Here is a 24,257-nt window from a genome sequence, read left to right as displayed (position 1 = left end):
GACCCGCCGGGCCGCCACAGGGACGAACGCGCGGCGGTGTCCGCACGCGTCGCCGCCGGTTCTTCTCTGGTGCCCCCGCGGTGTGCCCCGGCAGTGTGCTGGACGGCCGGACAGGGCCGAACCCTCCCGAGCCCGCCGAACCCCCTGGAAGGAGCTCCGCCATGTCGGACGTCCCGGAGAACGTGCGTCTCCCCGCCGGGGGATGGCGGCTGTGGGAGCACTTCGCGCTGCGCGGCCCCGGATTCCCCGCCGAGGGGGTGCTGCGGCTGGCGCCGCCCGGACTGGCCCTGGCGGCCGACAAGTTCGGCCCCGGCCAGGACCGCGGCGGCCCGGAGTGGGAGGCCTTCACCGAGGCCTTCTCCGCCGCCGCCGTGCACACCGCCGAGCTGCTCCAGCGGATCGCCGCCACGCCCCGCTTCAGAGCGGCGGTGGCCTGGCAGAACCCGGCCGTGCTGCGCACCGGCATCGCGCCGTTCCTGAACTGGACGCCCACCGCGGCCGGGCGCACCAGCATGCCGCGCCAGCGCGAGGAGCTGGTGGCGCACTACTGGCAGCGCTTCTGCGTCAAGAACGACACCATCGGCTTCTTCGGCCCCGTCGGCTGGGGCCGATGGGACCTGTCGGCACGGGGCGTCACCGTCGACCCCGGTAAGGGGTTCCTGGCCGGCTCGCGGGTGTACTTCGCCAGCTGGGCCGTCGACGCGCTGGCCAGGTCGCTCGGGGAGGACCCGGCCCTGATGGCGTGGATACCCCCGTGCCGGGTGTCGTTCGTACGCGTCGCCGACGGGACCGTGCGGCTGCCGGGCCGGCCGCCCCAGCGGCTCACCGGGACCGAGAGCACCGTACTGGGCCTGTGCGACGGCAGGCGGACGGTCGCCGAGATCGCCGCGGAGGCGGGGATCGGCCGGCAGGAGGCGGCCGACACCGTGCGCCTGCTCGCCGGGAAGCGGTGGGTGCACTGGCGGCTGGACGTGCCATCGAGCACCCATCCGGAGCGAGCGCTGCGCGCCGTGCTCGAGCGCGTCGGAGACCGGCAGGCGCGCGAGCGGGCCCTGGAGAAGCTGGCCGTGCTGGAGCGCGGACGCGACGCGGTGCAGGCCGCTGGAACGGACGCCGACGCGCTCACCGCCGCCATCGGAGCCCTGGAGGCCGACTTCGCCGCGCTGACCGCCACCGCCGCCCAGCGTGCCAAGGGCGAGCGGACCGCGCCCTGCCGGGGCCTGGTCTACTCCGACGCCCGGCGTGCGGCCACCGCCACCGCCGGTGCGGCCCTGCTGGCGGAACTGGCGCCGCTGGAGCTGTGCCTGACCGCGGCGCGCTGGATGACCAACCGCTTCGCCGAGGCCGTCGGCGCCCGTATCCGCGAGGTGTACGACCGGCTGAGGGCGCAGGCGGCGGACGGCGGGACCGGGGGAGTGGTGGACCTGGGCACGCTGTGGCTGGAGTGCCTGCCCTCGCCGCATCCGAAGGCGGCCGACGACATCGCCGCGATCCAGGCCGAGCTGCGGGCGAAGTGGGCCCGCGTCCTGGACGTGCCGCGGGGCGCGCGCCGGGTGCGGCTGGCCGGCGACGACATCGCCGCACGGGTGCGCGAGGAGTTCGGCGAGCCGGGCGCGGGGTGGTCGCTGGCCCGCTACGTCAGTCCCGACGTACTGATCCTGGCCGAGGACCGCGAGGCGGTCGAGCGCGGGGACTTCGAGCTGGTCCTGGGCGAGATGCACTGCGCCCTCAACACGATGGGCGCCTCGCTCTTCGTGCACCAGCACCCCGACCCGGCCGAACTGGTGGCCGAGACCACGCGCGACTTCCCCGGGCCGAGGCTGCTGCCGATGCTGGCCAAGGAGCTGCCGCTGAAGTGGTCCGCGCGCAGCAGGCCCTCCCTGGAGCGGCCCGAGGACTACTGCGTGGCCCTGGTCGACCAGACCGGCGACCCGCACCGGCCGCGCACGGTCCTCGGCGCCGACGTCGCGGTCGAGGAGCGCGGCGGCCGGCTGGTCGCCGTACTGCCGGACGGCGCCGAGTTCCCCCTCCTGGACGTCTTCGCCAACACCCTCACCCAGCGCGTGATGGACCGCTTCACCCTGCGTCCCGAGGGGGACCACACCCCGCGGATCACCGTCGACAGGATGGTCGTGGCCCGCGAGACGTGGACGTTCCCGGTGGCCTCTCTCGCCTTCGCCGAGGAGAAGAACGAGGCCGGACGCTTCGTACGGGCCAGGCAGTGGCGGCGCGAACACGACCTGCCGCGCTTCGTGTTCGTGGTCTCCCCGGCCGAACCCCGCCCGTTCTACGTCGACTTCGACAGCCCGGTCTACGTGACCATCCTGGCCAAGGCGCTGCGCCGGCTGGCCCGCAAGGATCCCGGGGCCCGGGTGAGGGTGAGCGAGATGCTGCCCACCCCCGAGCAGGCCTGGCTGACCGACGACGAGGGCAACACCTACACCTCCGAACTGCGCTTCGTCGCCGTCGACCGCACGGTCACCGACCCGGCGGCCGCCCGCGCGGGCGAGGAGGAGGCGTGATGCGCACCTTCGTCGACGACATCGCCGAGCACGCCGCCCGCGCCCCCCGCCGGATCGCGCTCACCACTCCCGGCGGTGATCTGACCTACGCCGAACTCGTCCAGCGGATCGACGCGCTGGCCTCCGTCCTGCTGGAGCGGGGCGCCGGTGCGGAGACGGTCTGCGCGGTGGCCGTGCCGCGCGGCGCGGACGCCGTGGTGGCCGTGGCCGCCGCCGTACGCTGCGGAGCGGCCTTCCTCACCCTCGACGTCGAACAGCCCCCCGCACGGCTGGCCGCGCTCGTCCGCAGCGGCGGCGCCGACCTGCTGCTGACCACCTCCGGCCTGGTCCGCCGCCTCGACCTGCCCGTGCCCGGCCGGCCGGTGCTGACGGACCGCCCTGAGGCCGTCGCTGCCCCTGCCGCCCCTGCTTCTGCCGCAGCCCGGGTGGTCCCGCCCGATCCCCGCGCGCTCGCCTACGTCAGCCACACCTCCGGAACCACCGGCGAGCCCGCCGCCGTGCTGGTCGAGCACGGGAGCCTGGACTCCTACCTGCGCTTCATCGCCCGCGACTACGGGCTGGGGCCCGCCACCGTGGCGCTCCAGGTCGCGCCGCCGGGCTACGACGCCTCCATCCGCGACACCTTCGCGCCGCTGCTGGCCGGCGGCCGGCTGGTCCTGCTGCCCCGCGCGGAACTGCTGCGGCCCGAGTCGTTCGGCGCCGCCGTACGGGCCCACTCGGTGACCGCGCTGCTGAGCGTGACCCCCTCCTTCCTGACCTTCCTGGCCGGCAGGCCCGACGCGCGGCGGCTGTTCGCCGGGCTCGAACTGGTCGTCTCCAGCGGCGAGTCGCTGCGGCCGTTCCTCACCGCCGGCGGGCGCGCCCTGATCCGGGGCGCCCTGGTCAACCAGTACGGCCCGACGGAGTGCACCATGACCTCCACCCGCCACGTCGTGCCCGCGGAGCCCGACACCGCCGCCGACATCGTGGGCACGCCCATCGACGGCGTCGTGGTGCGGCTGCTCGACGACGCTCTGGAGCCGGTGCCCCGGGGGGCCGTGGGCGAGGTGTGCATCGGCGGCGCCGGAGTGGCCCGCGGTTACCGCGGCCTGCCCGCCCGCACCGCCGAACGCTTCGTCCCCGACCCCTTCGGCCCGCCCGGCGCCCGGCTGTACCGCACCGGAGACCTGGCCGAGGCGGGCCCCGGCGGACTGCGCTACCTCGGCCGGAACGACCGCCAGGTCAAGATCCGCGGTCACCGCGTCGACCCCGCCGAGGTCGAGGGCGCCCTGCTGGCCCACGCCCGGGTGGCGCAGGCGGTGGTCACCGCCGGCACCGACGACCTCGGACGCTGCCATCTCATCGCCCACGTCACCGGCGATCTGGCGGACGTCACCGACGCGGCGCTGCGCGTGCATCTGGGGCGCACGCTGCCGCCGCACCTGATGCCCCGCCGGTTCGTACGGCTCGACGAGATGCCCACCACCCGCGGCGGCAAGGCAGACCGCCGCACCCTGGCGGGCACGGGGCCGGCCGCGGGAGCCCGTACGGGAGGCATCCTGTGACCACCGCCGTCGAACCGGGCCCCGTCGACCTGCACCTCGCCGCCCGCCGCATCGCCGCGCACGTCCTGCGCACACCGCTGCTGCGGATGCCGGCCGCGGTGCCGGAGCTGCTGCTGAAGGCCGAACACCTCCAGCACGGCGGCTCGTTCAAGATGCGCGGGGCCGCCAACGCCGTCCTCGCGCTGAAGGCCCACCACATCGTCACCGGTTCCTCCGGCAACCACGGCATCGCGCTGGCCGGGCTCGCCGCGGAGCTGGGCATCCGGTTGACCGTGGTGCTCGCGGCCGGCGCGAACCAGGCCAAGGCCGCCCTGATCCGCGCCCTGGGCGCCGACACGATCGGTGTGGCGGGAGGGGTCGGCGAACGGGACGCGGCGGCCCGCGCGCTGGCCGCGGAGACCGGCGCGGTGTTCGTGCCCTCCTCCGACCATCCGCTCGTCGTCGCTGGCCAGGGGACGGTCGGGGCCGAGATCCTCGCCGATGCGCCCGACGCCGGAGCCGTCTACGTCCCCGCCGGCGGCGGCGGACTGCTGGCCGGGGTCTGCCTGGCCGCCCGGGACCACCCGGTACGGGTGGTCGGCGTCGAACCCGCCAGCATGCCCCGCTACGCCCGCTCCCTGGCGGCCGGCCGCCCCCTGTGCCTGCCCTCCCGCGACACCGTCGCCGACGGGCTGCGCTGCCAGCGGCCGGGCACGGTGCCCTATCCGATCGTCCGTGACCGCGTCGACGACATGGTCACGGTGTCCGACACCGACGTCCTGGCCGCGATGGACCTGCTGCACCGCTGCGGGATCAGGGCCGAGCCCAGCGGAGCCGTCGCACTGGCCGGCGCGCTGCGCGAGCGCGGGCGCGGCAGGTCCGTCGCCAGAACCGTCGCCGTCGTCTCCGGCGGCAACACCACCGCGGCCCTGAGGGCCGCCACCGCCCGACACCACCTGGAGGAGACCCCATGACCGCCACCGATCACGCCGCCACCGGCACCGCCACCGTCGATCTGCTGGTCGCCGTCTACCGGGAGACCCTCGGCACGGCCGGCCTCGACCGCGACAGCGACTTCTACGAGGTCGGCGGCGACTCCCTGACCGCCTTCCAGATCACCGGCAGGATCCAGGAGGCACTGGGGGTGGAGGTACCGGTCTCGCTCGTCTTCGCCTACCCCACGCCCGCCGACCTCGCCTCCGTCCTCGACTCCGACTTCGTCCAGGTGTGAGGAGCAGACCGTGACCGACACCCGTCTGCCCGGCGGACGCTGGCGGCTGTGGGAGCAGTTCGCGCTGCGCGGCCCGGGATTCCCCGCCGAGGGGGTGCTGCGGCTGGCACCGCCCGGACTGGCCGCCGCCGCCGACAAGTTCGCCCCCGGCGAGCGGCCGGCCGGTGAGCGCTGGGACGACTTCGCCCGCCTGTACGCCGACGCCGCGGTGGAGACCGCCCACATCCTCCAGGACATCGCCCGCACCCCCGCCTTCCGCGAGGCCGTGGCCTGGCAGAACCGGCCGGTGCTCGACTCGGGCCTCAAACCGTTCCTGAACTGGACGCCCACCGCGGCCGGGCGCACCAGCATGCCGCGCCAGCGCGAGGAGCTGGTGGCGCACTACTGGCAGCGCTTCTGCGTCAAGAACGACACCATCGGCTTCTTCGGCCCCGTCGGCTGGGGCCGGTGGGATCCGCGCACCGACGGGGTGGAGGTGGACGCCGGCCGCGGTCTGGTCGCCGACTCCGAGGTCTACTGGGCCGGCTGGGCCGTCGACGCCCTCGCCGCGACGATCGGCGCCGACCCCGCGCTGCGGGAGTGGACGGCCCCCCGGCGCGTCCCGTTCGTCCGTCTGGACGGCGCCCGGGTCACGGTGCCGGGCCGGCCGCCGCAGACCGTCGGCGAGGCGACCGCCGCCGTCCTGGCGCGGTGCGACGGCGTGCGGACCGCGCGGGAGATCGCCGCCGCCCTGCCCCGCACCGACGTGCCCGCCGTTCTGGAGGACCTGGTGGCGCGGCGCTGGGCGGTGTGGCGCCTGGAGGTGCCCGCCGGCACCCACCCCGAACACTCCCTGCGGGCCTGGCTGGAACGGGTGGGGGACACGCGGGCGCGAAGGCGCGGGCTGGACGCGCTGGAGGCCCTGGAGCGGCGACGCGCCCGGGTACGGGACGCGAGGGGCGCGGACGCGCTGGTGACCGCCCTGACCGAGCTGGAGGAGGAGTTCACCGCACTGACCGAGACCGCCGCCGTGCGGGAGAAGTCGGCCGGGACGGCACCGTGCCGCGCCCTGGTCTACTCCGACTGCCGGCGCGCCGCCACCGCACGCCTCGGCCCCGCCGTGCGCGACGCCCTCGCTCCGCTGGAGCCGCTGCTGACCAGCGCGGGCTGGCTCACCGCCCGGCTGGCCGAGGCGGTGATGGACCGGGCGAAGGAGGTCTACCGCGGCCTGGCCGCGCGCGGGCCGGTCGACCTGGCCGCGTTCTGGTTCGCCTGCATGCCCGTCCTGCACGGTGACGCCCGTACGGCGGCGCCCGGGCTCCAGCGCGACTTCCAGGACCGCTGGGAGGGGATCCTGGCGCCCCCGCCGGGAGCCCGCCGGGTGCGGCTGCCGCTGGAGGACGTCGCGGGACCGGTGCGCGAGCGGTTCGGCGGGCCGGGCGGCGGCTGGACGGCGGCCCGCTACATCAGCCCCGACATCATGATCGCCGCCGAGGGGGCGGAGGCCGTCGCACGCGGCGACTTCGAACTCGTCCTGGGGGAGCTGCACCTGGCGGCCAACACCCTGGGCGCATCGCTCTTCGTCCACCAGCACCCCGACCCCGGCGAACTGACCGCGCTCACCGACCGCGACCACCCCGGTCCGCGCCTGATGCCGCTGCTGCCCAAGGAACACCGCTCCCGCCTGTCGGCCCGCATCCGGCACGCCCTGGTCCGGCCGCGGGACCACCAGGTGGCCCTGCTCGACTTCACCGCCGACCCCGCTCGGCCGCGCACCGTGAACAGCGCGGACGTCATGGTGCGCGAGCGGGAGGACGGGGAACTGGCGGTCGTCCTGCCCGACGGCGCCGAGTTCGCGGCCGTGGACGTGTTCTCGCACGTCCTGACCACCCTGGCGATGGATCTGTTCCAGGTCCTGCCCGAGGCCGCCCACTCGCCGCGGATCACGGTCGACCGGCTCGTGGTGGCCCGGGAGACCTGGCGGATCCCCGCGGGCTCGACGGACTTCGCCGCCGAGAAGGACGAGGCGCGCAGATTCGTGCGGGCCCGCCAGTGGCGGGAGGAGACCGGTCTGCCGCGCTTCGTGTTCGTCGCCTCCCCGGCCGAACCCCGCCCGTTCTACGTCGACTTCGACAGCCCGGTCTACGTGACCGTCCTGGCCAAGGCGCTGCGCCGGCTGGCCCGCAGGGACCCGGACGGGCAGGTCGCCGTCACCGAGATGCTGCCCACCCCCGAGCAGACCTGGCTGACCGACGACGAGGGCCGCTCCTACACCTCCGAACTGCGCTTCGTCGCCGTGGCCGACACGGGGGAGGTGTAGCACCGGCCCCGGCCCGCCCCCGGCTCCGAGCCCCCGGGCGCGCGGCGGTTCCTCCGGCTTCACCCGGAGGGGCCGCCGCGCGCCCGTGTCCGCGCGAAGGGACGGACGCGCAGGCCGCACTGCGCACGGGGCTGCGCCTTCTTCCCTGTCGGCAGGCCTCCCGGCGGCGGCAGTCTTCGGGAAAACACCGCATGGAGGCCACAGTGACAACAGGAGCCGCCCCCCACGGGGCGAGGCACGGTGACGACGACCGCACGGCATCCTTCGCTCAGCGGCGGCTGTGGTTCCTGGACCAGCTCGCCGAAGACTCCTCCGACTCCCTGCTCCCCCTGGCGCTGCGCATCCGCGGTCCGCTCGACGTGCCGGCGCTGGAGAGGGCGCTGACGGGCGTCGTGGACCGGCACGAGGTGCTGCGCACCCGGTTCACCGCCGTCGACGGCGAGCCCGTCCCCCGGGTGGACGGCCCGGGCGGCGCGGTGCTGGAGCGGACCGAGGCCGGCAGCGCCGAGGAGCTGTTCGCCCGCGAGCTGGGCCGTCCGCTGGACCTGGCGACGCAGCACCCGCTGCGCGCGGTCCTCGCCCGTCTGGCGCCCGACGACCACCTGCTGCTCCTGGTGGTGCACCACATCGCCGTCGACGGCTGGTCATGGGACGTGCTGCTGCGCGAGCTGGCCGCGGGCTACCGGGGCGAGGCCGTGGCCCCGCCGGCCCTGCGGTACGCCGACTTCGCCCGTGCCCAGGCCGAGCGGCTGAGCGGCCCGCGCATGGAACGCCTGCTCGGCTACTGGCGCGACCGGCTGCGCGGCACCGCCCCCCTGGACCTGCCGACCGACCGGCCGCGCCCCCGGTTCTGGGACGGCTCCGGCGACGTCGTCCGCTTCACCCTGCCCGCCGGCCTGGTGGCCGACGTCGACAGGGTCGCCCGCGAGCACCGCGCGACCCGCTACATGCTGCTGCTCGCCGTCTACCAGGCACTGCTGGCCCGCTGCACGGGCCGTACCGACATCGCGGTGTGCACCACGATGGCCGACCGCGGCCACGCTGGAACGGCCGAGCTGATCGGCCCGTTCGTCAACACCGTCGTCCTGCGCACCGACCTGTCCGGCGAGCCCGCCTTCGGCGCCCTCCTGGAGAGGGTCCGCACCGGCGTCCTGAAGGACCTCTCGCACGCCGACGCGCCCTTCGACCACGTGGTGCGCGCGGTGGGCGGCGAACGCGACCTGTCCCGCCACCCGCTGGCCCAGGCGTCGTTCACCCTGCTCAACACCGCCCAGCGGCCCGTCATCCTGCCGGGACTGGAGGCGGAGCTGGTGGCGCCGCCGCTCACCGGCACCACGATGGACGTCTTCCTCGACCTCAGTCTGCGCGCGGACGGCGGCATCGCAGCCCGGCTGCAGTACGCCACCGCCCTGTTCGACGCCGGGACCATGCACCGGTTCGCCTCCGCCTACACCGGGCTGCTGCGCGCGGTCCTGGACGACCCGCGGACCCCGGTGGCGGAACTCGCCCGGCGCCTGGAGCCCCTGCGGGACGAGTCCCCGCACGGCGGACCCCTGCCGGACGGATCCGTGCCGGACGGGTCCGCGCCGCACGCGGCGGGCGTCCGGCCCGAGGCGCGCTGGAGCGCCGCCCCCGACCGCCCGGCCGGCCCCGCGCCCGCCGTGGCCGTGGCGGGCGAGCCGGACGCGCCGGCGCTGGTGTGCGGGCAGCGGTCGGTGACCTACGGCGAACTCGACGGGCTGGCCGGCGGGCTGGCGGCGTCGCTGGCCGCCGCGGGGGTGGGCCGGGGGAGCGCGGTGGGGGTCCTGCTGCGGCGCGGGATCGGGTCGGTGGTGGCGATGCTGGCGGTGTGGCGGGCCGGCGGGGTGTACGTACCGCTGGATCCCGATCTGCCGCCCGAGCGGCTGCGGTTCATGGTCGCCGAGGCCGAGGTGGGGTGCGTCGTCGCCGACGCGGCGACCGCGAGGACGGCCGCCGGACTGGACGCGGTCGCCGTACGGGCCGACGAGGTGCGCCCCGATCCCGGCGGTCCCCGCCGCACCCCCGGTCCGCACGACCTGGCGCATGTCATCTTCACCTCCGGTTCCACCGGCCGGCCCAAGGCCGTCGGCGTGGAGCACCGCGCCCTGGCCGCCCACGTCGCCGCCGCCCGCGACCGCTACGGCGTCACCGCCGGGGACCGGGTCCTGGCCTTCGCCTCCTTCTCCTTCGACGCCTCCCTGGACCAGGTGCTGCCCGCGCTGACGTGCGGCGCGCAGGTGATCGTCCGCCCCGACGAGCCGTGGCTGCCGACCCAGGTGCCCGAGGTGGTCGAGCGGCACGGCGTCACCGTCGTGAACCTCCCGCCCACCTACTGGACCGAGCTGGCGTTCTCCCTCGACCGCCGTGCCGCCGCGAGACTGGCCGGTCTGCGGCTGCTGATCCTGGGAGGGGAGTCCGTACCGGCCGAGGCGCTGGCCGCCTGGCGGGCCGCGGTGCCCCACGTACGGGTCTGCAACGCCTACGGGCCGACCGAGACGACCGTCACCTCCACCACGTACGAGGTCACCGGGCCGGTCGGCGGCCGGGTGCCGATCGGCCGCCCGCTGGGCTCGCGCCGGGTGTACGTGGTGGACGCGCACGACCGGCCCGTGGACGTCGGCGCCCCCGGCGAACTGCTCATCGGCGGGCCGGAGCTGGCGCGCGGCTACCTGGGACGGCCGGCGCTGACCGCGGAGCGGTTCGTGCCCGATCCCTTCGTACCCGGCGGCGGCCGGCTCTACCGCACCGGCGACATCGTCCGGTGGCTGCCCTCGGGCGACCTGGAGTTCCTCGGCAGGAGCGACGACCAGGTCAAGATCCGCGGCTTCCGCGTCGAGCTCGGCGAGGTCGAGGCGGCCCTGCGCGAGTGCCCCGGGGTGGCCGCCGCCGCCGTGCGGCCCGACACCGGAACCGGCCAGACCCTGATCGGCTACGTCGTGACCGGCGGCACCGGCGGCACCGTCGAGCCGGCCGCGCTGCGGTCCTGGTGCGCCGAGCGGCTGCCGCACTACGCGGTGCCCTCCGACTTCGTGCTCCTCGACGCGCTCCCCGTGAACGCCTCGGGCAAGCTCGACCGCGCCGCGCTGCCCGACGCCCGCCCCGACCGCGCCGTCGGCCGCGTCGCCCACACACCGCCCCGCGACGAGAGCGAACGGATCATCGCGACCGTCTGGGCGGACGTCCTCGGCGTCGAACGGGTCGGCATCGACGACGGCTTCTTCGACCTGGGCGGGCACTCCCTGCTCGCCACGATGGCGGTCTCCCGCGTCGCCGAGCGCCTGGGCCGCGACATCGAGCTGCGCACCCTGTTCGAGAACCCCCGCATCCGCGAGTTCGGCCCGGCCGTGGCCGCCGCGCGCCGGGCCGCCGGGACCGCGGTCACCCCCGTGGACCGCTCCGGCCCGCTGCCGATGTCCTTCGCCCAGGAGCGGCTGTGGTTCCTGGACCGCACCTCCGAGGCGGGCGACGAGTACGTCCTGTGGTTCTCCTGGCGTCTGCGCGGCGGCCTGGACCGCGACGCCTGGCAGGCCGCGCTGGACGACATGACGGCTCGGCACGAGGTGCTGCGCACCGCCCTGGTCGAGGTGGACGGCCGCCCCGCACAGCAGGTCTGCGACCCGGTGGGCGTACCGCTGGAGTGGCGGCACGCCCCGGACGGCGAGGACGAGGCGGCCCGGCTGGAAGCGGTGCGGGGGCAGGCCCACGCGCTCGCCACCCGCCGCTTCGACCTGGACCGCCCGCCGATGCTGCGCGCCGGGGTGTGGGAGCTGGGACCGCGCGACCACGTCGCCGTCCTCGCCTTCCACCACGTGGCCACCGACGGCTGGTCCAAGGACGTCTTCACCGAGGAGCTGGCGGCCTGCTACCGGGCGCGCCTGGCGGGCCGGGCCCCGACGCTGCCCGAACCGCCCGTGCAGTACGGCGACTTCGCGGTGTGGCAGCGCGAGCGGGCCGGGGACGGGACGCTGGAGGGCCGGCTGGACTACTGGGAGGAGGAGCTGAAGGACCTCCCGGTGCTGCGGCTGCCCACCGACCGCCCCCGCCCCGCGGCCTGGTCGGGCCGGGGCGGGGCGGTCGAGGTGGGACTGCCGTCCGAACTGGCCGCCCGGCTGGACGCCTTCGCCCGCGAGCAGGGGGCGACGCGCTTCATGGTCCTCCTGGCCGCGGTGCAGACCGTACTCGCCCGCTGGTCCGGGCAGGACGACGTGCCGGTGGGCACCCCCGTCGCCGGCCGCGGCCGGACGGAACTGGAGCGGCTGGTCGGATTCTTCGTCAACACCGTCGTCCTGCGCGGTGACCTGTCCGGCTCCCCCACCTTCGCCGAACTGCTCGGAAGGGTCCGGGCGACCGTGCTGGGCGCCTTCGACCACCAGGACGTGCCCTTCGAGAAGCTGGTGGAGCGGCTGCGGCCCGAGCGCGACCTGTCCCGCAACCCGCTGTTCCAGGTGATGGTCGACGTCCAGGAGAGCCCCGCGGCGGGGCCGGACATCGAAGGGCTGGAGGCGACCGGCTTCGACCTGCCGTGGGCGTCGGCCAAGTTCGACCTGACCACCACCTTCCTCCTCTATCCCGACCGGTTCGCCCTCAACGTCGAGTACGCGGCCGACCTCTTCGACGCCGCCACCGCCACCCGGCTGGCCGAGCACGTGGGACGGGTGCTGGCCGCCGTCACGGCCGACCCGGACGTCCCCGTCCACCGGGTGGACCTGCTGTCGCCCGCCGAACGCGCGCACCTGGTCGCCACCGCGGGGGCGGACCGGCCCGCCCCCGGGCCCGAGGCGTTCACCGCCGTGGCCGTGGCGGGCGAGCCGGACGCGCCGGCGCTGGTGTGCGGGCAGCGGTCGGTGACCTACGGCGAACTCGACGGGCTGACCGGCGGGCTGGCGGCGGCGCTGACCGCCGCGGGGGCGGGCCGGGGGAGCGCGGTGGGGGTCTGCGTACGGCGCGGGATCGGGTCGGTGGCCGCGATGCTGGCGGTGTGGCGGGCCGGCGGGGTGTACGTACCGCTCGACCCCCGCCTTCCCGCCGAGCGGCTGCGGTTCATGGTCGCCGAGGCCGAGGTGGGGTGCGTGGTGGGCGACGCGTCCACCGCGGAAGCGCTCGCCGCGCTCGCGGTCCCCGTCGTACCGGCCGACGAGGTGCGCCCCGACCCCGGCGCGCCCCGCCACACGCCTGACCCGCACGATCTGGCCTACACCATCTTCACCTCCGGTTCCACCGGCCGGCCCAAGGCCGTCGGCGTGGAGCACCACGCCCTGGCCGCCCACGTCGCCGCCGCCCGCGAGCTGTTCGCGATCACCGCCCGGGACCGGGTGCTGACCTTCGCCTCCTTCTCCTTCGACGCCTCGCTGGAGCAGATCCTGCCCGCCCTCGGGGCGGGCGCGACCGTGGTCGTCCGCCCCGACGAGGTGTGGTCGGTGGAGGAACTGGCCGAGCGGGTGCGCGCCGAGGGGATCACCGTCATGGAGCTCACCCCCTCCTACTGGGAGGAGGTGGTCGCCCGGCTGGAGACGGTCGCCGGCGACCTGGCGAGCCTGCGCCTGCTGGTCACCGGGGGGGAGGAGCTGCCCTCGGGGCCGCTGGAGCGGTGGTTCGCCCACCTGCCCGGCGTCCCCGTCGTCAACACCTACGGGCCCACCGAGTCGGTCGTCTCCGCCACGGCCCACCCGGTCGCCGCACCGGTCGGCGGCCGGGTGCCGATCGGCCGCCCGCTGGGCTCGCGCCGGGCCTACGTGGTGGACCCCCACGGCAACCTCGCCCCGCTCGGCGTCCCCGGCGAACTGCTGGTCGGCGGGCCGGAGCTGGCGCGCGGCTACCTGGGACGGCCGGCGCTGACCGCGGAGCGGTTCGTGCCCGACTCCTTCGCACCCGGCGGCGGCCGGCTCTACCGCACCGGCGACATGGTGCGCCGGCTGCCCTCGGGCGACCTGGAGTTCACCGGCAGGAGCGACGACCAGGTCAAGATCCGCGGCTTCCGCGTCGAACCGGGCGAGACCGAGGCCGTGCTGCGCCGCCACCCCGGCGTCCACTCGGCCGCCGTCGTGGTCCGCGAACTGCGCGGCGAACGCTCCCTGGTGGGCTATGCCGCCGGCCGGGGCCTCACCGCCGAGTCCCTGGCCGCCCACTGCCGCGCCCATCTGCCCGCCTACCAGGTCCCGGCCGCCTTCGCCGTACTCGACGCGCTGCCGCTGACCGTGCAGGGAAAGCTCGACACCGCCGCCCTGCCCGAGCCCGAACCCCCCGCCCCCGCCGAGTTCACACCGCCGAGGACCCCCACCGAGACGGTGACGGCGCAGATCTGGGCCGAGGTGCTGGGGGTGCCCCGGGTCGGCGTGCACGACGACTTCTTCGCGCTGGGCGGGCACTCGCTGCGCGCCGTGGCCGCCGCCTCCCGCCTGCGGGCCGCCTTCGACTGCCCCCTCCAGGTCCGCGACCTGTTCGAGCACCCCACCGTCGAGCTGCTCGCCGCCGAGGTGGAGCGGCAGCTCGTCGAACTGATCTCCGCGATGAGCGACGACGAGATCGACCTGTCCCTGACGGTGGAACACCAAGACTGAGATTGGACGGAACGCGCCATGACCACTTCGGAGATCCAGCCCGAGATCCGGCCCGAGGCCCGGACCGGGGTCCGTCCCGAGTCCCGGCCCCGGACAGCGCGCGCCGCACTCTCGCCGGCCGCCCGGCGGCTGCTGGAGCAGCGGCTGCGCGGGCTGGCCGGCACCGCCCCGGCCGCCATACCCCGGCTCTCCCCGCGCCCCGACCGCGCGCCCCTGTCCGCCGCGCAGCAGCGCCTGTACTTCCTCGACCAGCTCGACCCCGGCGCCGCCACCTATCTGATGCCCGCCGCCTGGCGGCTGACCGGTCCGGTGGACACCGCCGCGCTCGACGGGGCCGTCCGCGACCTCGTCGCCCGCCACGAGCAGCTGCGGGTGACCTTCCCCGCCCACGACGGCGTCCCGCACCAGCGCGTCCACCCCGCGGGCCGGTCCCGTCTGGAGACGGCGGACCTGGCGGCCCTGTCCGGACGGACCCTGGAGGAGGCCGTACGCGAGCTGGCGATGCGCCCCTTCGACCTGGCCGCCGAGACGCCCTTCAGAGCCACCCTGCTCAAGGCCGCCGACGACGACCACGTCCTGATCCTCGCCATGCACCACATCGTCTCCGACGGCTGGTCGCTGGAGATCCTGGTGCGCGACCTGCGCGAGCTGTACCGCGCCAGGACCGGGGGCGGTCCGGCCGGGCTGCCCGAACTGCCGATCGACTACACCGACTACGCCGTCTGGCAGCGCGGCGCCGACGAGGCCGCCGACCTCGGCTACTGGCGCACCCGGCTGGCCGGCCTGGCCCCGCTGGAGCTGCCCACCGACCACCCGCGCACCGACACCCCCCGCCACACCGGCGCCGTGCACACCGCCGAGCTGCCCGGAAGGCTGTCGGCGGCGCTGACCGAGCTGGTACGGCGCACCGACACCACCTCGTACATGGCGGTGATGGCGGCGTTCCAGGCGGCACTGGCCCTGCACAGCGGCCAGGACGACATCGCCATCGGCACGGTCGTCGCCAACCGGGAGCGGCCCGAGACCGAGCAGCTGGCCGGGTTCTTCGTCAACACCCTCGTCATGCGCGCCGACCTCTCCGACGACCCCACCCCGGCACGGCTGCTGGCCCGGACCAGGGAGAGCGTCCTGGGCGCCCTCTCCCACCAGGGCCTGCCGTTCGAGCGGGTCGTCGACGAACTGAGCCCGGAGCGCGACCTGACCCGCAATCCGCTGTTCCAGGTGCTGTTCACCCAGGCCCCGGCGGGACGGGGCGCCTTCGCCCTCGGCGGTGCCACGGGCACGCCCTTCCGCATCGACCACACCACCGCCAAGTTCGACCTCGCCCTGGAGCTGCGCGAGGAGGGCGACCGCCGGGAGCTGGTCTTCGTCTACCGCCCCGACCTGTTCGAGCGGGAGTCCGTGGCCCGGCTGGCCGCGCACACCACCGCACTGCTGCGCGCCTTCACCGAGACGCCCGACGCCCCGCTGAGCACCGTCGATCCGCTCACCGGCGCCGAGCGCGCCGCCCTGCTCGGCCCCGGCGGCCCGGCCGCTCCCGTACGTCCGGGCGGGCCCGCCCCGCGCACCGCGCCCGAGCGCCTGGCCGAGCACATCGCGCGCACCCCGGACGCGCCGGCCGTTCTCGGCGGCGACCGGACGCTGACCTACGCGCGGCTGGACGCCGCGGCCTCCGCCCTGGCCCGCCGGCTGCGCGCGGCCGGCGTCGGACGCGAGTCGCTGGTCGGGGTCTGCCTGGACCGCTCGGCCGACCTGGCCGTGGCACTGCTCGGGGTGTGGCGGGCGGGTGCGGCCTATCTGCCGCTGGACCCCTCCCATCCGCGCGCCCGCCGCGAGTTCACCCTCACCGACGCCGGCGTCTCCTTCGTCGTCGCCGACGACACCGGCCGCGCGGCGGTCCAGGGCCTGCCGGTCGATGTGATACCCCTCGCCGAAGCCGAAGCCGAAGCCGAAGCCGAAGCCGAAGCCGAAGCCTCCGCCGCCGACGCCGGCGACGTCCGCCCCGCGCCGGAGGACCTCGCCTACGTCATCTACACCTCCGGCTCCACCGGCCGCCCCAAGGGCGTGGAGGTCACCCACGCCAACCTCGCCTGGCTGCTCGGGGCCGCCGACCACCACTTCGACTTCGGCCCGGGCGACGTGTGGACCCTGGCCCACTCACCGGCCTTCGACTTCTCCGTGTGGGAACTGTGGGGGCCGCTCACCAGCGGCGGCCGCGTCGTGGTGCTCACCGAGGAGCAGGTCCGCGACCCCGCCGCGGTCCTGGCCGTCCTGCGCGACCGGAAGGTCACCGTCCTCAACCAGACGCCCGCCGCCTTCAAGGGACTGCGCGCCCATCTGGCCGACAGCGGGCAGGACTTCACCGGCCTCGCGCTGCGCACCGTCGTCTTCGGCGGCGACGCCCTCGACGTGCGCGACTACCGAGACTGGTTCGACACCCCCGCCGACCGCCGGCCCGCGCTGGTGAACATGTACGGCATCACCGAGACCACCGTGCACGTCACCCACCGGACGCTGACCGCCGACGACGTCCACGCCCCGGCGCGGTCGCCGATCGGTCGGCCGCTGACCGGCCAGCACGGCTACGTGCTGGACCGGTACGGGCGCCTGGTGCCGCAGGGCACGGTCGGCGAGCTGTACGTCGCCGGCGGCGGCGTCGCGCGCGGCTACCGCAACCGTCCCGAACTGACCGCCGAACGCTTCCCCACCGACCCCTTCGGCCCGCCCGGTACCCGGATGTACCGCACCGGCGACCTGGTGCGCGTCCTGCCCGACGGGCAGCTGGCCTACATCGGCCGCGCCGACCACCAGGTCAAGATCCGCGGCTACCGCATCGAACCCGGCGAGATCGAGACCGCCCTGCGGGCCCTGTCCGGAGTGACCGACGCCGCGGTGGTGGCCCGCCCCGGACCGCACGGCGGCGCCCGCCTGGTCGCACACGTCGTCATGACCGAGGGCCGCCCGCTGGACGCGGCGGCGCTGCGCGAGAGGCTGCGCCTGACCCTGCCCGACTACATGGTGCCGGCGCTGTTCGTACGCCACCCCCGGCTGCCGATCACCGCCAACGGCAAGGTCGACCGCGCGGCCCTGACCGCGGCCGCGGACGAGGGGGCGCCGGCCCCGGCCGGGCACGTCCCGCCCTCCGGCGCGACCGAGGTGACCCTGGCCCGTATCTGGGCGGAGGTCCTGGGCGTCGAACGCGTCGGCCGCACGGCCGGCTTCTTCGACCTGGGAGGCGACTCCATCCTGGCCCTGCGCGTGATCGGCCTGGCCCGCTCGGCGGGCCTCGCCCTGACCGTGGCCGACCTCTTCCGGGCCCGCACCCTGGCCGACCTCGCCCGACGCGCCGGCAAGGCCGGCCGGGCGCCCGCCCCCGTCGAGCCGTTCTCCCAGCTGGACGCGGCCGACGCGGCCCGGCTGCCCGACGGGCTGGAGGACGCCTACCCGCTGACCATGCTCCAGGCCGGCATGCTTCACGAGATGCTCGCCGACCCGCGGCGCGGCGCATACCACAACGTCACCGATCTGAAGATCACCGTTCCGGAGGGCTTCGACCTCGGCGCCTTCCAGGCCGCCGTGGACACCGTGGTGCGCGGCCACGGCATCCTGCGCTCCTCCATCGACCTGACCTCCTACCGCGAACCCCTCCAACTGGTGCACCGCACCGCGAAGCTGCCGGTCGGCTACACCGATCTGCGCGCACTGTCCCGCCAGGAGCAGCGCGCCGCCGTACGCCGGTTCGTGACCGAGGAGTTCGAGCGCCGCTTCGACCTGACCGCCGCGCCGCTGGTCCGCATCCACCTGCACCACACGGGCGAGCACGAACTGCGGCTGGTCCTCACCGACTGCCATGTCGTCCTGGACGGCTGGAGCCTGACCTCCCTGGTGGCGGACCTGCTCGACCTGCACCGGCGCGCGGTGGCCGACGGCCGGCCCCCCGAACTGCCGCCCGCCCCCGCCTTCGCCGAGTACGTGGCCCTGGAACGGGCCGCGCTGCACGGCGAGGAGGCGCTGGAGTACTGGCGCTCGGCGCTGGCCGGACTCCGCCCCGTCCGCTTCCCCCGGCGCGGCGACGGCGGCGGGCACGGGGAGAGACCCGTCCACGAGGTGCGGCGCTCCTGGGCGGCGCTGGCCGAGCCGATCGGGCGGCTGGCCCAGGCGGCCGGAGTACCCCGGCGCACCGTCCTGATCACCGCCTTCCACCACACCATGAGCCTGTTCGCCGAACGGGACGAGGCCGCCGAGGGACACTCGATCGGCCTGGTCACCAACGGCCGGCCCGAGGTGCCCGGCGCGGACCGGATGCGGGGGCTGTTCCTCAACACCGTGCCCTTCGGCGTCGAACGTCCGCGGGGGAGCTGGCTGGAGTACCTGCGCGCGGTGTTCGCCGCCGAGCAGGAGATGCTGCCCCACCGCCGGATGCCGCTGGCGAGGATGGCGCAGCTGCGGCCCGGGGAGCCGAACCCGGTCGAGGCGGTCTTCAACTACGTCAACTTCCACCGGCTCTCCCACGACACCTGGGACGAGTCCCTGGAGATCGCCAGGACCATGTTCCCGCTGCTGGTCAACGCGAGCGTGAACGGCTTCACCCTCGACGCCGACCCCGAGCACGTCGCACCGGCCACCGCCGAGCAGCTCGCCGACGTGCTGTGCGAGCGGATCGAGACGATGATCGCCGACCCGCACGCCCCGGTGACCCGTCCGGCGCTGACCGGAGCCGCCCGCGACAGGGCCCTGAAGGAGTGGGGAAGCGGACCGGACCGGGACAACGGCCCCCTGATGTTCCACGAACTGGTCGCCGCGCACGCCCGGCGGACCCCGGACGCGGTCGCCGTCGTCCACGGCGGGCAGGAGATCACCTACGGCGGACTGGACGCGGACGCGGCCCGGATCGCCGCCCGGCTGCACGCGCTGGGCGTCGGACCCGAGACGGTCGTCGGCATCTGCGTCGACCGGGGCCCGGACATGGTGCGCGCCGCCCTCGGCGTCCTGCGGGCCGGAGGCGCGTTCCTCCCCCTGGACCCCCAGCACCCCACCGCACGACTGGAGTTCATGGCCTCCGACAGCGGCATGCGGGTGCTGCTGACCCAGACCGCGCTCGCCTCGGCGGTGCCCTTCGACGGCCCGGTCCTGGCCCTGGACGAGCCCGGCGCCCTGGACGGAACCGCCGCCCTGCGGACGCCGCCGGACGGCGGGGTGAGCGCCGGCAACCTGGCGTACATCATCTACACCTCCGGCTCCACCGGCACCCCCAAGGGCGTCGCGATCCCCCACGACGGCCTGATCAACATGCTGGAAGGGCAGCGCGACCTGATCCGCCCGACCCCCGGGGACCGGGTCCTCCAGTTCGCCTCCTTCGGCTTCGACGCCTCCGTCCTGGAACTCACCTGGTCGCTGGCGAACGGCGGACGGCTGGTCACCGCGCCCCGGGAGGCGCTGCGCCCGGGCCCCGACCTGGCCCGCACCCTGCTCACCCACCGCGTCACCGGCGCCATGCTGCCGCCCAGCGCCCTGGCGGTCCTGGGCGAGGACCGCTTCCCCGAACTGAGGGTGCTCCAGGTGGCCGGAGAGGCGTGCCCCGCCGAACTGGCCGACACCTGGTCGCGCGGGCGCCGCTTCCACAACGTCTACGGCCTGACCGAGACGTCGGTGTGGTCCGTCGCCGCCGAACTGGGGCCCGGGGCGGGACGCCCGCCGATCGGCGCCCCGATGCGCAACACCAGCGCCCGGGTGCTCGACGAGGACATGCAGCCCGTGCCGACCGGAGTGCCCGGCGAGATCCACCTGGGCGGGCGGGCCGTCGGCCGCTGCTACCTGAACCGGCCCGCGCTGACCGCCGCCACCTTCGTCCCCGACCCGTACGGCCCGCCCGGCTCCCGCACCTGCCGCACCGGCGACCTGGGCACGCACCGGCCCGACGGCGCGCTGGAGTGGCTGGGACGCCGCGACACCCAGGTCAAGCTGCGCGGCTTCCGGATCGAGCTGGGCGAGGTCGAGCACGCCCTGCGCGCGCTGCCCGAGGTGCGGCAGGCGGTGGTGCTGCACCGCACCGACCTGCCGGGCGAGCCGGCGCTGGTCGCCTATCTGGTCCTGCGCGACGGCGCCGAAGCCTCCGCCGGGGAACTGGCGAGGGCGCTGCGCGCCGGCATGCCCGCCTACATGGTGCCCGCCCGTTTCGTCTTCCTCGACGAGATGCCCGTCAACCGCAGCGGGAAGATCGACAAACGGGCGCTGCCGCTGCCGTCGGCCGAACGCGCCGAGAGCGGCACCGACTACGTCGCGCCCGCCACCGACGCCGAGAGGCTGCTGGCCGAGGTGTGGCGCGAGGTGCTGGGCCTGTCCCTGATCGGAGTGCACGACGACTTCTTCCGCATCGGCGGCAGCTCGCTGTCCACCGTGCGGGTGGCCGCCCTGGCCGCCGAGCGCGGCCTGCCGGTCTCGGTGCGCGACCTGATCGAGCGGCCCACCCTCGCCCAACTCGCCGTCCGCGCCGAGGAGTCGGCCGGGAAGGCGAGCGCGGTGGCCGCCGCCGTCCGCTCCGAGGTCACGCTCCGGGAGGGCGGGGGAGCCCCGCTGTGGTGCGTGCACCCCACCGGCGGCAGCGCCGCGTGGTTCGTCCCGCTCGCCCGCCACCTGCCGCCGGGCCGCCCGGTGCGCGCCTTCCAGGCCCGCGGCCTGCTGGGCGGCGTGGATCCCGGCACGGTGGGCGGCATCGCGGCCAACTACGTCGCCGAGATCGCCGGCCACGGCGGGCGCGGCCCCCACGACCTGCTGGGCTGGTCCATGGGCGCCAACATCGCCCTGGAGATGGCCACCCAGCTCCACGAGGCCGGCCACACCGTCGAACCCCTGGTGCTGATCGAGCCCTACCTGCCCAACCCGGCGGCGCGCGACCGGCTCGCCGGAGTCGGCCGGGACATGCGCCGGGCGCTGCGGATGCGCGACCGCCTCCGCGCCCTGCCGCCGTCGCCCGAGCGCGAGAAGGCGGCGGCCGAACTCACCGCACTGCTGCTGGGCGCGGGGATGAGTCCCGGCGAGGCCGCCCTGGTCGACAAGGCGCCGATCGAGGTGTGGCACTCGCTGCTCACCGCCCTGGCCGGCTACCGGGTGCGCCCCTACCCGGGCCATGTCCACCTCGTGGTCGGAACCCTGGCCGCCGGGCTGCCCGACGGCGAGCCCATGCCCGGCCTCGACGTCGACTACCGCGCCTACGTGGCCCGGTGGCGAGAGGTCGCCCTGGGCGGCCTGACCGTCCACGTCACCGAGGGAGACCACATGTCCATGCTCGCCGAGCCGCTGGTCGCGGGCATCGCGGACCTGCTCGGCACGATCGGGACGGAGGCCCGGCGATGACTCCCACCGCGACCACCACGGCGGCACCCACCGCCCCCGCCGCCACGGCCGCGACCACCGCGCCCGGCCCGGCCCCGTCGGCCCGCTTCACCGAGCGGTACCTGCTCGACCCCGCCGTCAACGCCGACCCCTACGGCTACCTCAGCGCCCTGCGCGACCACGCCCCGGTCCACTGGAGCCCCATGCACCGGGCCTGGCTGGTCACCGGCCACGAGCAGGTCATGCGCTGCCTGCGCGACCCGGCGGTCTCCGCCGACCGGGTCCGCCCCCTGATGGACGCGGTCCCGCAGGGCGCCCGCGACGACGCCGAGCGCGCCTTCGCGATCCTCTCGCGCTGGATGGTCTTCAACGACCCGCCGCAGCACCGCCGGCTGCGGCAGGTGTTCCAGGAGCAGTTCGCCGCCCGCGCCGTCGCCCGCTACAGCGCCTTCACCGAGCGGGCGGCCCGCGCGATGCTCAACCGCCGCGCGGTCCACGGCCGGACCGGCGACATCGCCGCGGACATCGCCAGACCACTGCCCGCCCTGGTCTTCGCCCGCTGGCTGGGCGTCCCCCAGGCGCACGCCCCCTCCTTCTGGTACTGGAACGCCCGCGTGGGCGACCTCGTCCTGGGCGCCGCCCAGGAGGAGCGCGAGTACCGCACCTCGCTGCAGTCGCTGGTCAGCCTGGAGGAGTACCTCGCCGGCCTGGTCGCCGAGCGCCGCGCCGAGCCGAAGGACGACCTGATCAGCTCCGTCCTGGCCGGCGGCCGGATCGGCGACGGCGTCAGCGAGGAGGAGTTCGTCGGGATGCTCACCCAGATGGCGTTCGCCGGCGGCGAGACCACGAGCAACCTCATCACCAACACCCTGCTGGCCCTGCTCCGCCGCCCGGACCGGCTCCGGGCGGTGCGCGAGGAGCCGGAACTGGTCGCCGCGGCCGTCGAGGAGACCCTGCGCCTGGACGGGCCCTCGAAGATGTCGATCAGGACCGCCGCCCGCGACACCGTGCTGGACGGCCACACCCTCCGCGCCGGCGACCGGATCTTCCTGGTCACCGCCGCCGCCAACCGCGACCCCGCCCGCTTCCCGGACCCGGACGTCTTCGACCTGCGGCGCACCGGCGGCACCCACCTGGGCTTCGGCTTCGGCGCCCACTTCTGCATCGGCGCGGCGCTCGCCCGGCTGGTGGCCTGCGCGGTCGTCGGCGTCCTCGTCCGCGACTACCCGGACCTGCGCCTGGACGGGACGCGGCACACCTGGCAGCTCTCGCTGCTCAACCGCAGCCTGACCGCCCTGCCCGTCCGCTACTGACACGCCCGCATCCCACCGGCCCTCCCGGACCGCCATCACCCGGCGGTCCGGGAGGGCCCGACGAAAGGCAGAGGTCCCACGATGGCGACCACCCTCACGGGCGCCGGCCCACGGCTGTGGGCCCCCGCCCGGCAGCGCTCCTTCCGCCTGCTGTGGCTGGGCCAGTCCCTGTCGCTGCTCGGCGACGGATTCAGCTACATCGCGTTCTCCTGGATGACCCTCACCCTGACCGGCTCCACCCTCGCGCTCGGTTACGTGCTGACCTTCCAGGCGGTGCCCCGGGCCCTGCTGACCCTGGTGGGCGGCTCGCTCGGCGACACCTGGTCGCCCAGAGCCCTGATGGTCTGTTCGAGCTGGGCCAGAGCCGCCCTGATGGCGGCGGTCGGACTGGGCGGACTGACCGGCACACTCCAGCTGTGGATGCTGTGCGCGGCCGCCGCGGCCTTCGGCGCGGTCGACGCCTTCTTCCAGCCCGCCCGGGTCTCGATCCTGCCCTCGGTGGTGGAGAAGGAGACGCTCACCTCCGCCAACGCCCTGCTCGGCGCGGGCGCCCGGGTCTCCGCCGTGCTGGGCCCGGCCACCGGCGGCCTCGTGGTCGCCCTCTCCCAGGCCCCCGTCGCCTTCCTCGTCGACGCGGTGTGCTTCGCGCTGTGCGGGCTGTGCGTCGCCCGCATCCGCACCGCCCCCCGCGAGAAGGAGGAGGCCGGCCCGGACTCCGGTGCCCCTTCGGACCCCGGTGCCCCTTCGGACCCCGGTGCCCCCTCGCCGGAGCCCGGCGCCGGGGAGACGCTGGCCGCCCGGATACGGGCCGGGGTGCGCTACGCGTGGCGGGACCCGCGCATCCGCACCATGCTGGTCGTCGACACGGCCGTCAACTTCTGCTACGCCGGGCCGTTCACCATCGGCTTCGCCACCCTGGCCAGAACCTCCCTGGAGGGCGGCTCGGCGACCCTGGGCGTGCTCAACGGGGCGCTGGCGGGAGGAGCCATCCTGGGGACCCTCGCGGGCGGAGCCGTCGGGGGAAGGCCCCGGGTGGGCCTGCTGATCGCGGGGCTGGCCGGATGGCTGGCCGCGGGCATGGCCCTGCTCGGCATCCTGGACCATCCGGCGGCGGCGGTCGCGACGGTGCTGGTGATGGGGTTCGCCATCGGCTTCCAGGGGGTCTTCGGGCTGAGCTGGATCCAGCGGAACATCCCGCAGTCGGTCCTCGGCCGGGTGATCTCGGTCGACATGGTCCTCGGGTACGCCGTCGCGCCCGTCTCGCTGATCGCCTGCGGCGCCCTGGCCCAGGCGGGCACCGGCGTGATGTTCGCCGGCGTCGCCCTGGTCCTGGCGCTGACCGCGCTGGGCGTGCTCGCGTCCGGCGCCGTGCGCGCGATGCGGTGACCGGAGCGCTCCGGCGGGCCGGACCGGAGGGTGCGGCCAGGGCGGGGCGGCCGGGGGCAGGCGCTGCCGGGAC

9 protein-coding genes are annotated in these 24,257 nt (G+C 75.7%); all 9 read left to right on the top strand.

Annotation, left to right across the window (positions count from 1 at the left end; translation table 11 throughout):
- The first annotated feature begins 161 nt into the window (after positions 1–161).
- The 9 genes from QPK52_RS00525 to QPK52_RS00485 all read left to right on the top strand — a co-directional run bounded on the left by QPK52_RS00525 (position 162) and on the right by QPK52_RS00485 (position 24,184).
- Positions 162–2,522: a lantibiotic dehydratase gene (locus tag QPK52_RS00525; protein WP_410534806.1), complete on the top strand. Its 2,361-nt coding sequence runs from the start codon at positions 162–164 to the stop codon at positions 2,520–2,522.
- Positions 2,522–4,066 (top strand): amino acid adenylation domain-containing protein, encoded by a 1,545-nt coding sequence (locus tag QPK52_RS00520; RefSeq protein ID WP_410534805.1) that lies wholly within the window; start codon positions 2,522–2,524, stop codon positions 4,064–4,066. The genes QPK52_RS00525 and QPK52_RS00520 overlap by 1 nt, the downstream gene beginning before the upstream one ends.
- Complete coding sequence (locus tag QPK52_RS00515; protein ID WP_410534804.1) at positions 4,063–5,019, top strand: threonine/serine dehydratase; 957 nt, start codon at positions 4,063–4,065, stop codon at positions 5,017–5,019. Before QPK52_RS00520 ends, QPK52_RS00515 begins: the two co-directional genes overlap by 4 nt.
- A complete protein-coding gene (locus QPK52_RS00510; RefSeq protein ID WP_410534803.1) occupies positions 5,016–5,276 on the top strand; it encodes an acyl carrier protein in 261 nt (86 codons plus the stop codon). The genes QPK52_RS00515 and QPK52_RS00510 overlap by 4 nt, the downstream gene beginning before the upstream one ends.
- Positions 5,277–5,286: 10 nt before the next feature.
- Positions 5,287–7,575 (top strand): lantibiotic dehydratase, encoded by a 2,289-nt coding sequence (locus QPK52_RS00505; protein WP_410534802.1) that lies wholly within the window; start codon positions 5,287–5,289, stop codon positions 7,573–7,575.
- Positions 7,576–7,778: 203 nt separating this feature from the next.
- Positions 7,779–14,153 carry an amino acid adenylation domain-containing protein gene (locus QPK52_RS00500; RefSeq protein WP_410534800.1) on the top strand — a complete coding sequence of 2,125 codons (6,375 nt, stop codon included), beginning with the start codon at positions 7,779–7,781 and terminating at the stop codon, positions 14,151–14,153.
- Positions 14,154–14,171: 18 nt separating this feature from the next.
- Complete coding sequence (locus tag QPK52_RS00495) at positions 14,172–21,506, top strand: amino acid adenylation domain-containing protein (RefSeq protein ID WP_410534798.1); 7,335 nt, start codon at positions 14,172–14,174, stop codon at positions 21,504–21,506.
- Entirely contained in the window at positions 21,503–22,798 is a 1,296-nt protein-coding gene (locus tag QPK52_RS00490) for a cytochrome P450 (protein WP_410534796.1), read from the top strand. Before QPK52_RS00495 ends, QPK52_RS00490 begins: the two co-directional genes overlap by 4 nt.
- 81 nt (positions 22,799–22,879) lie before the next feature.
- On the top strand, positions 22,880–24,184 hold the full coding sequence (locus QPK52_RS00485) for an MFS transporter (protein WP_410534795.1): 1,305 nt from the start codon (positions 22,880–22,882) through the stop codon (positions 24,182–24,184).
- Positions 24,185–24,257 lie beyond the last annotated feature (73 nt).

It is taken from the genome of Streptomyces sp. KL2, assembly GCF_046529545.1.
GTDB lineage: Bacteria > Actinomycetota > Actinomycetes > Streptomycetales > Streptomycetaceae > Streptomyces > Streptomyces radiopugnans.
Note: the sequence above shows the minus strand (reverse complement) of the source record. Positions and strands in the feature narration are given on the sequence as shown.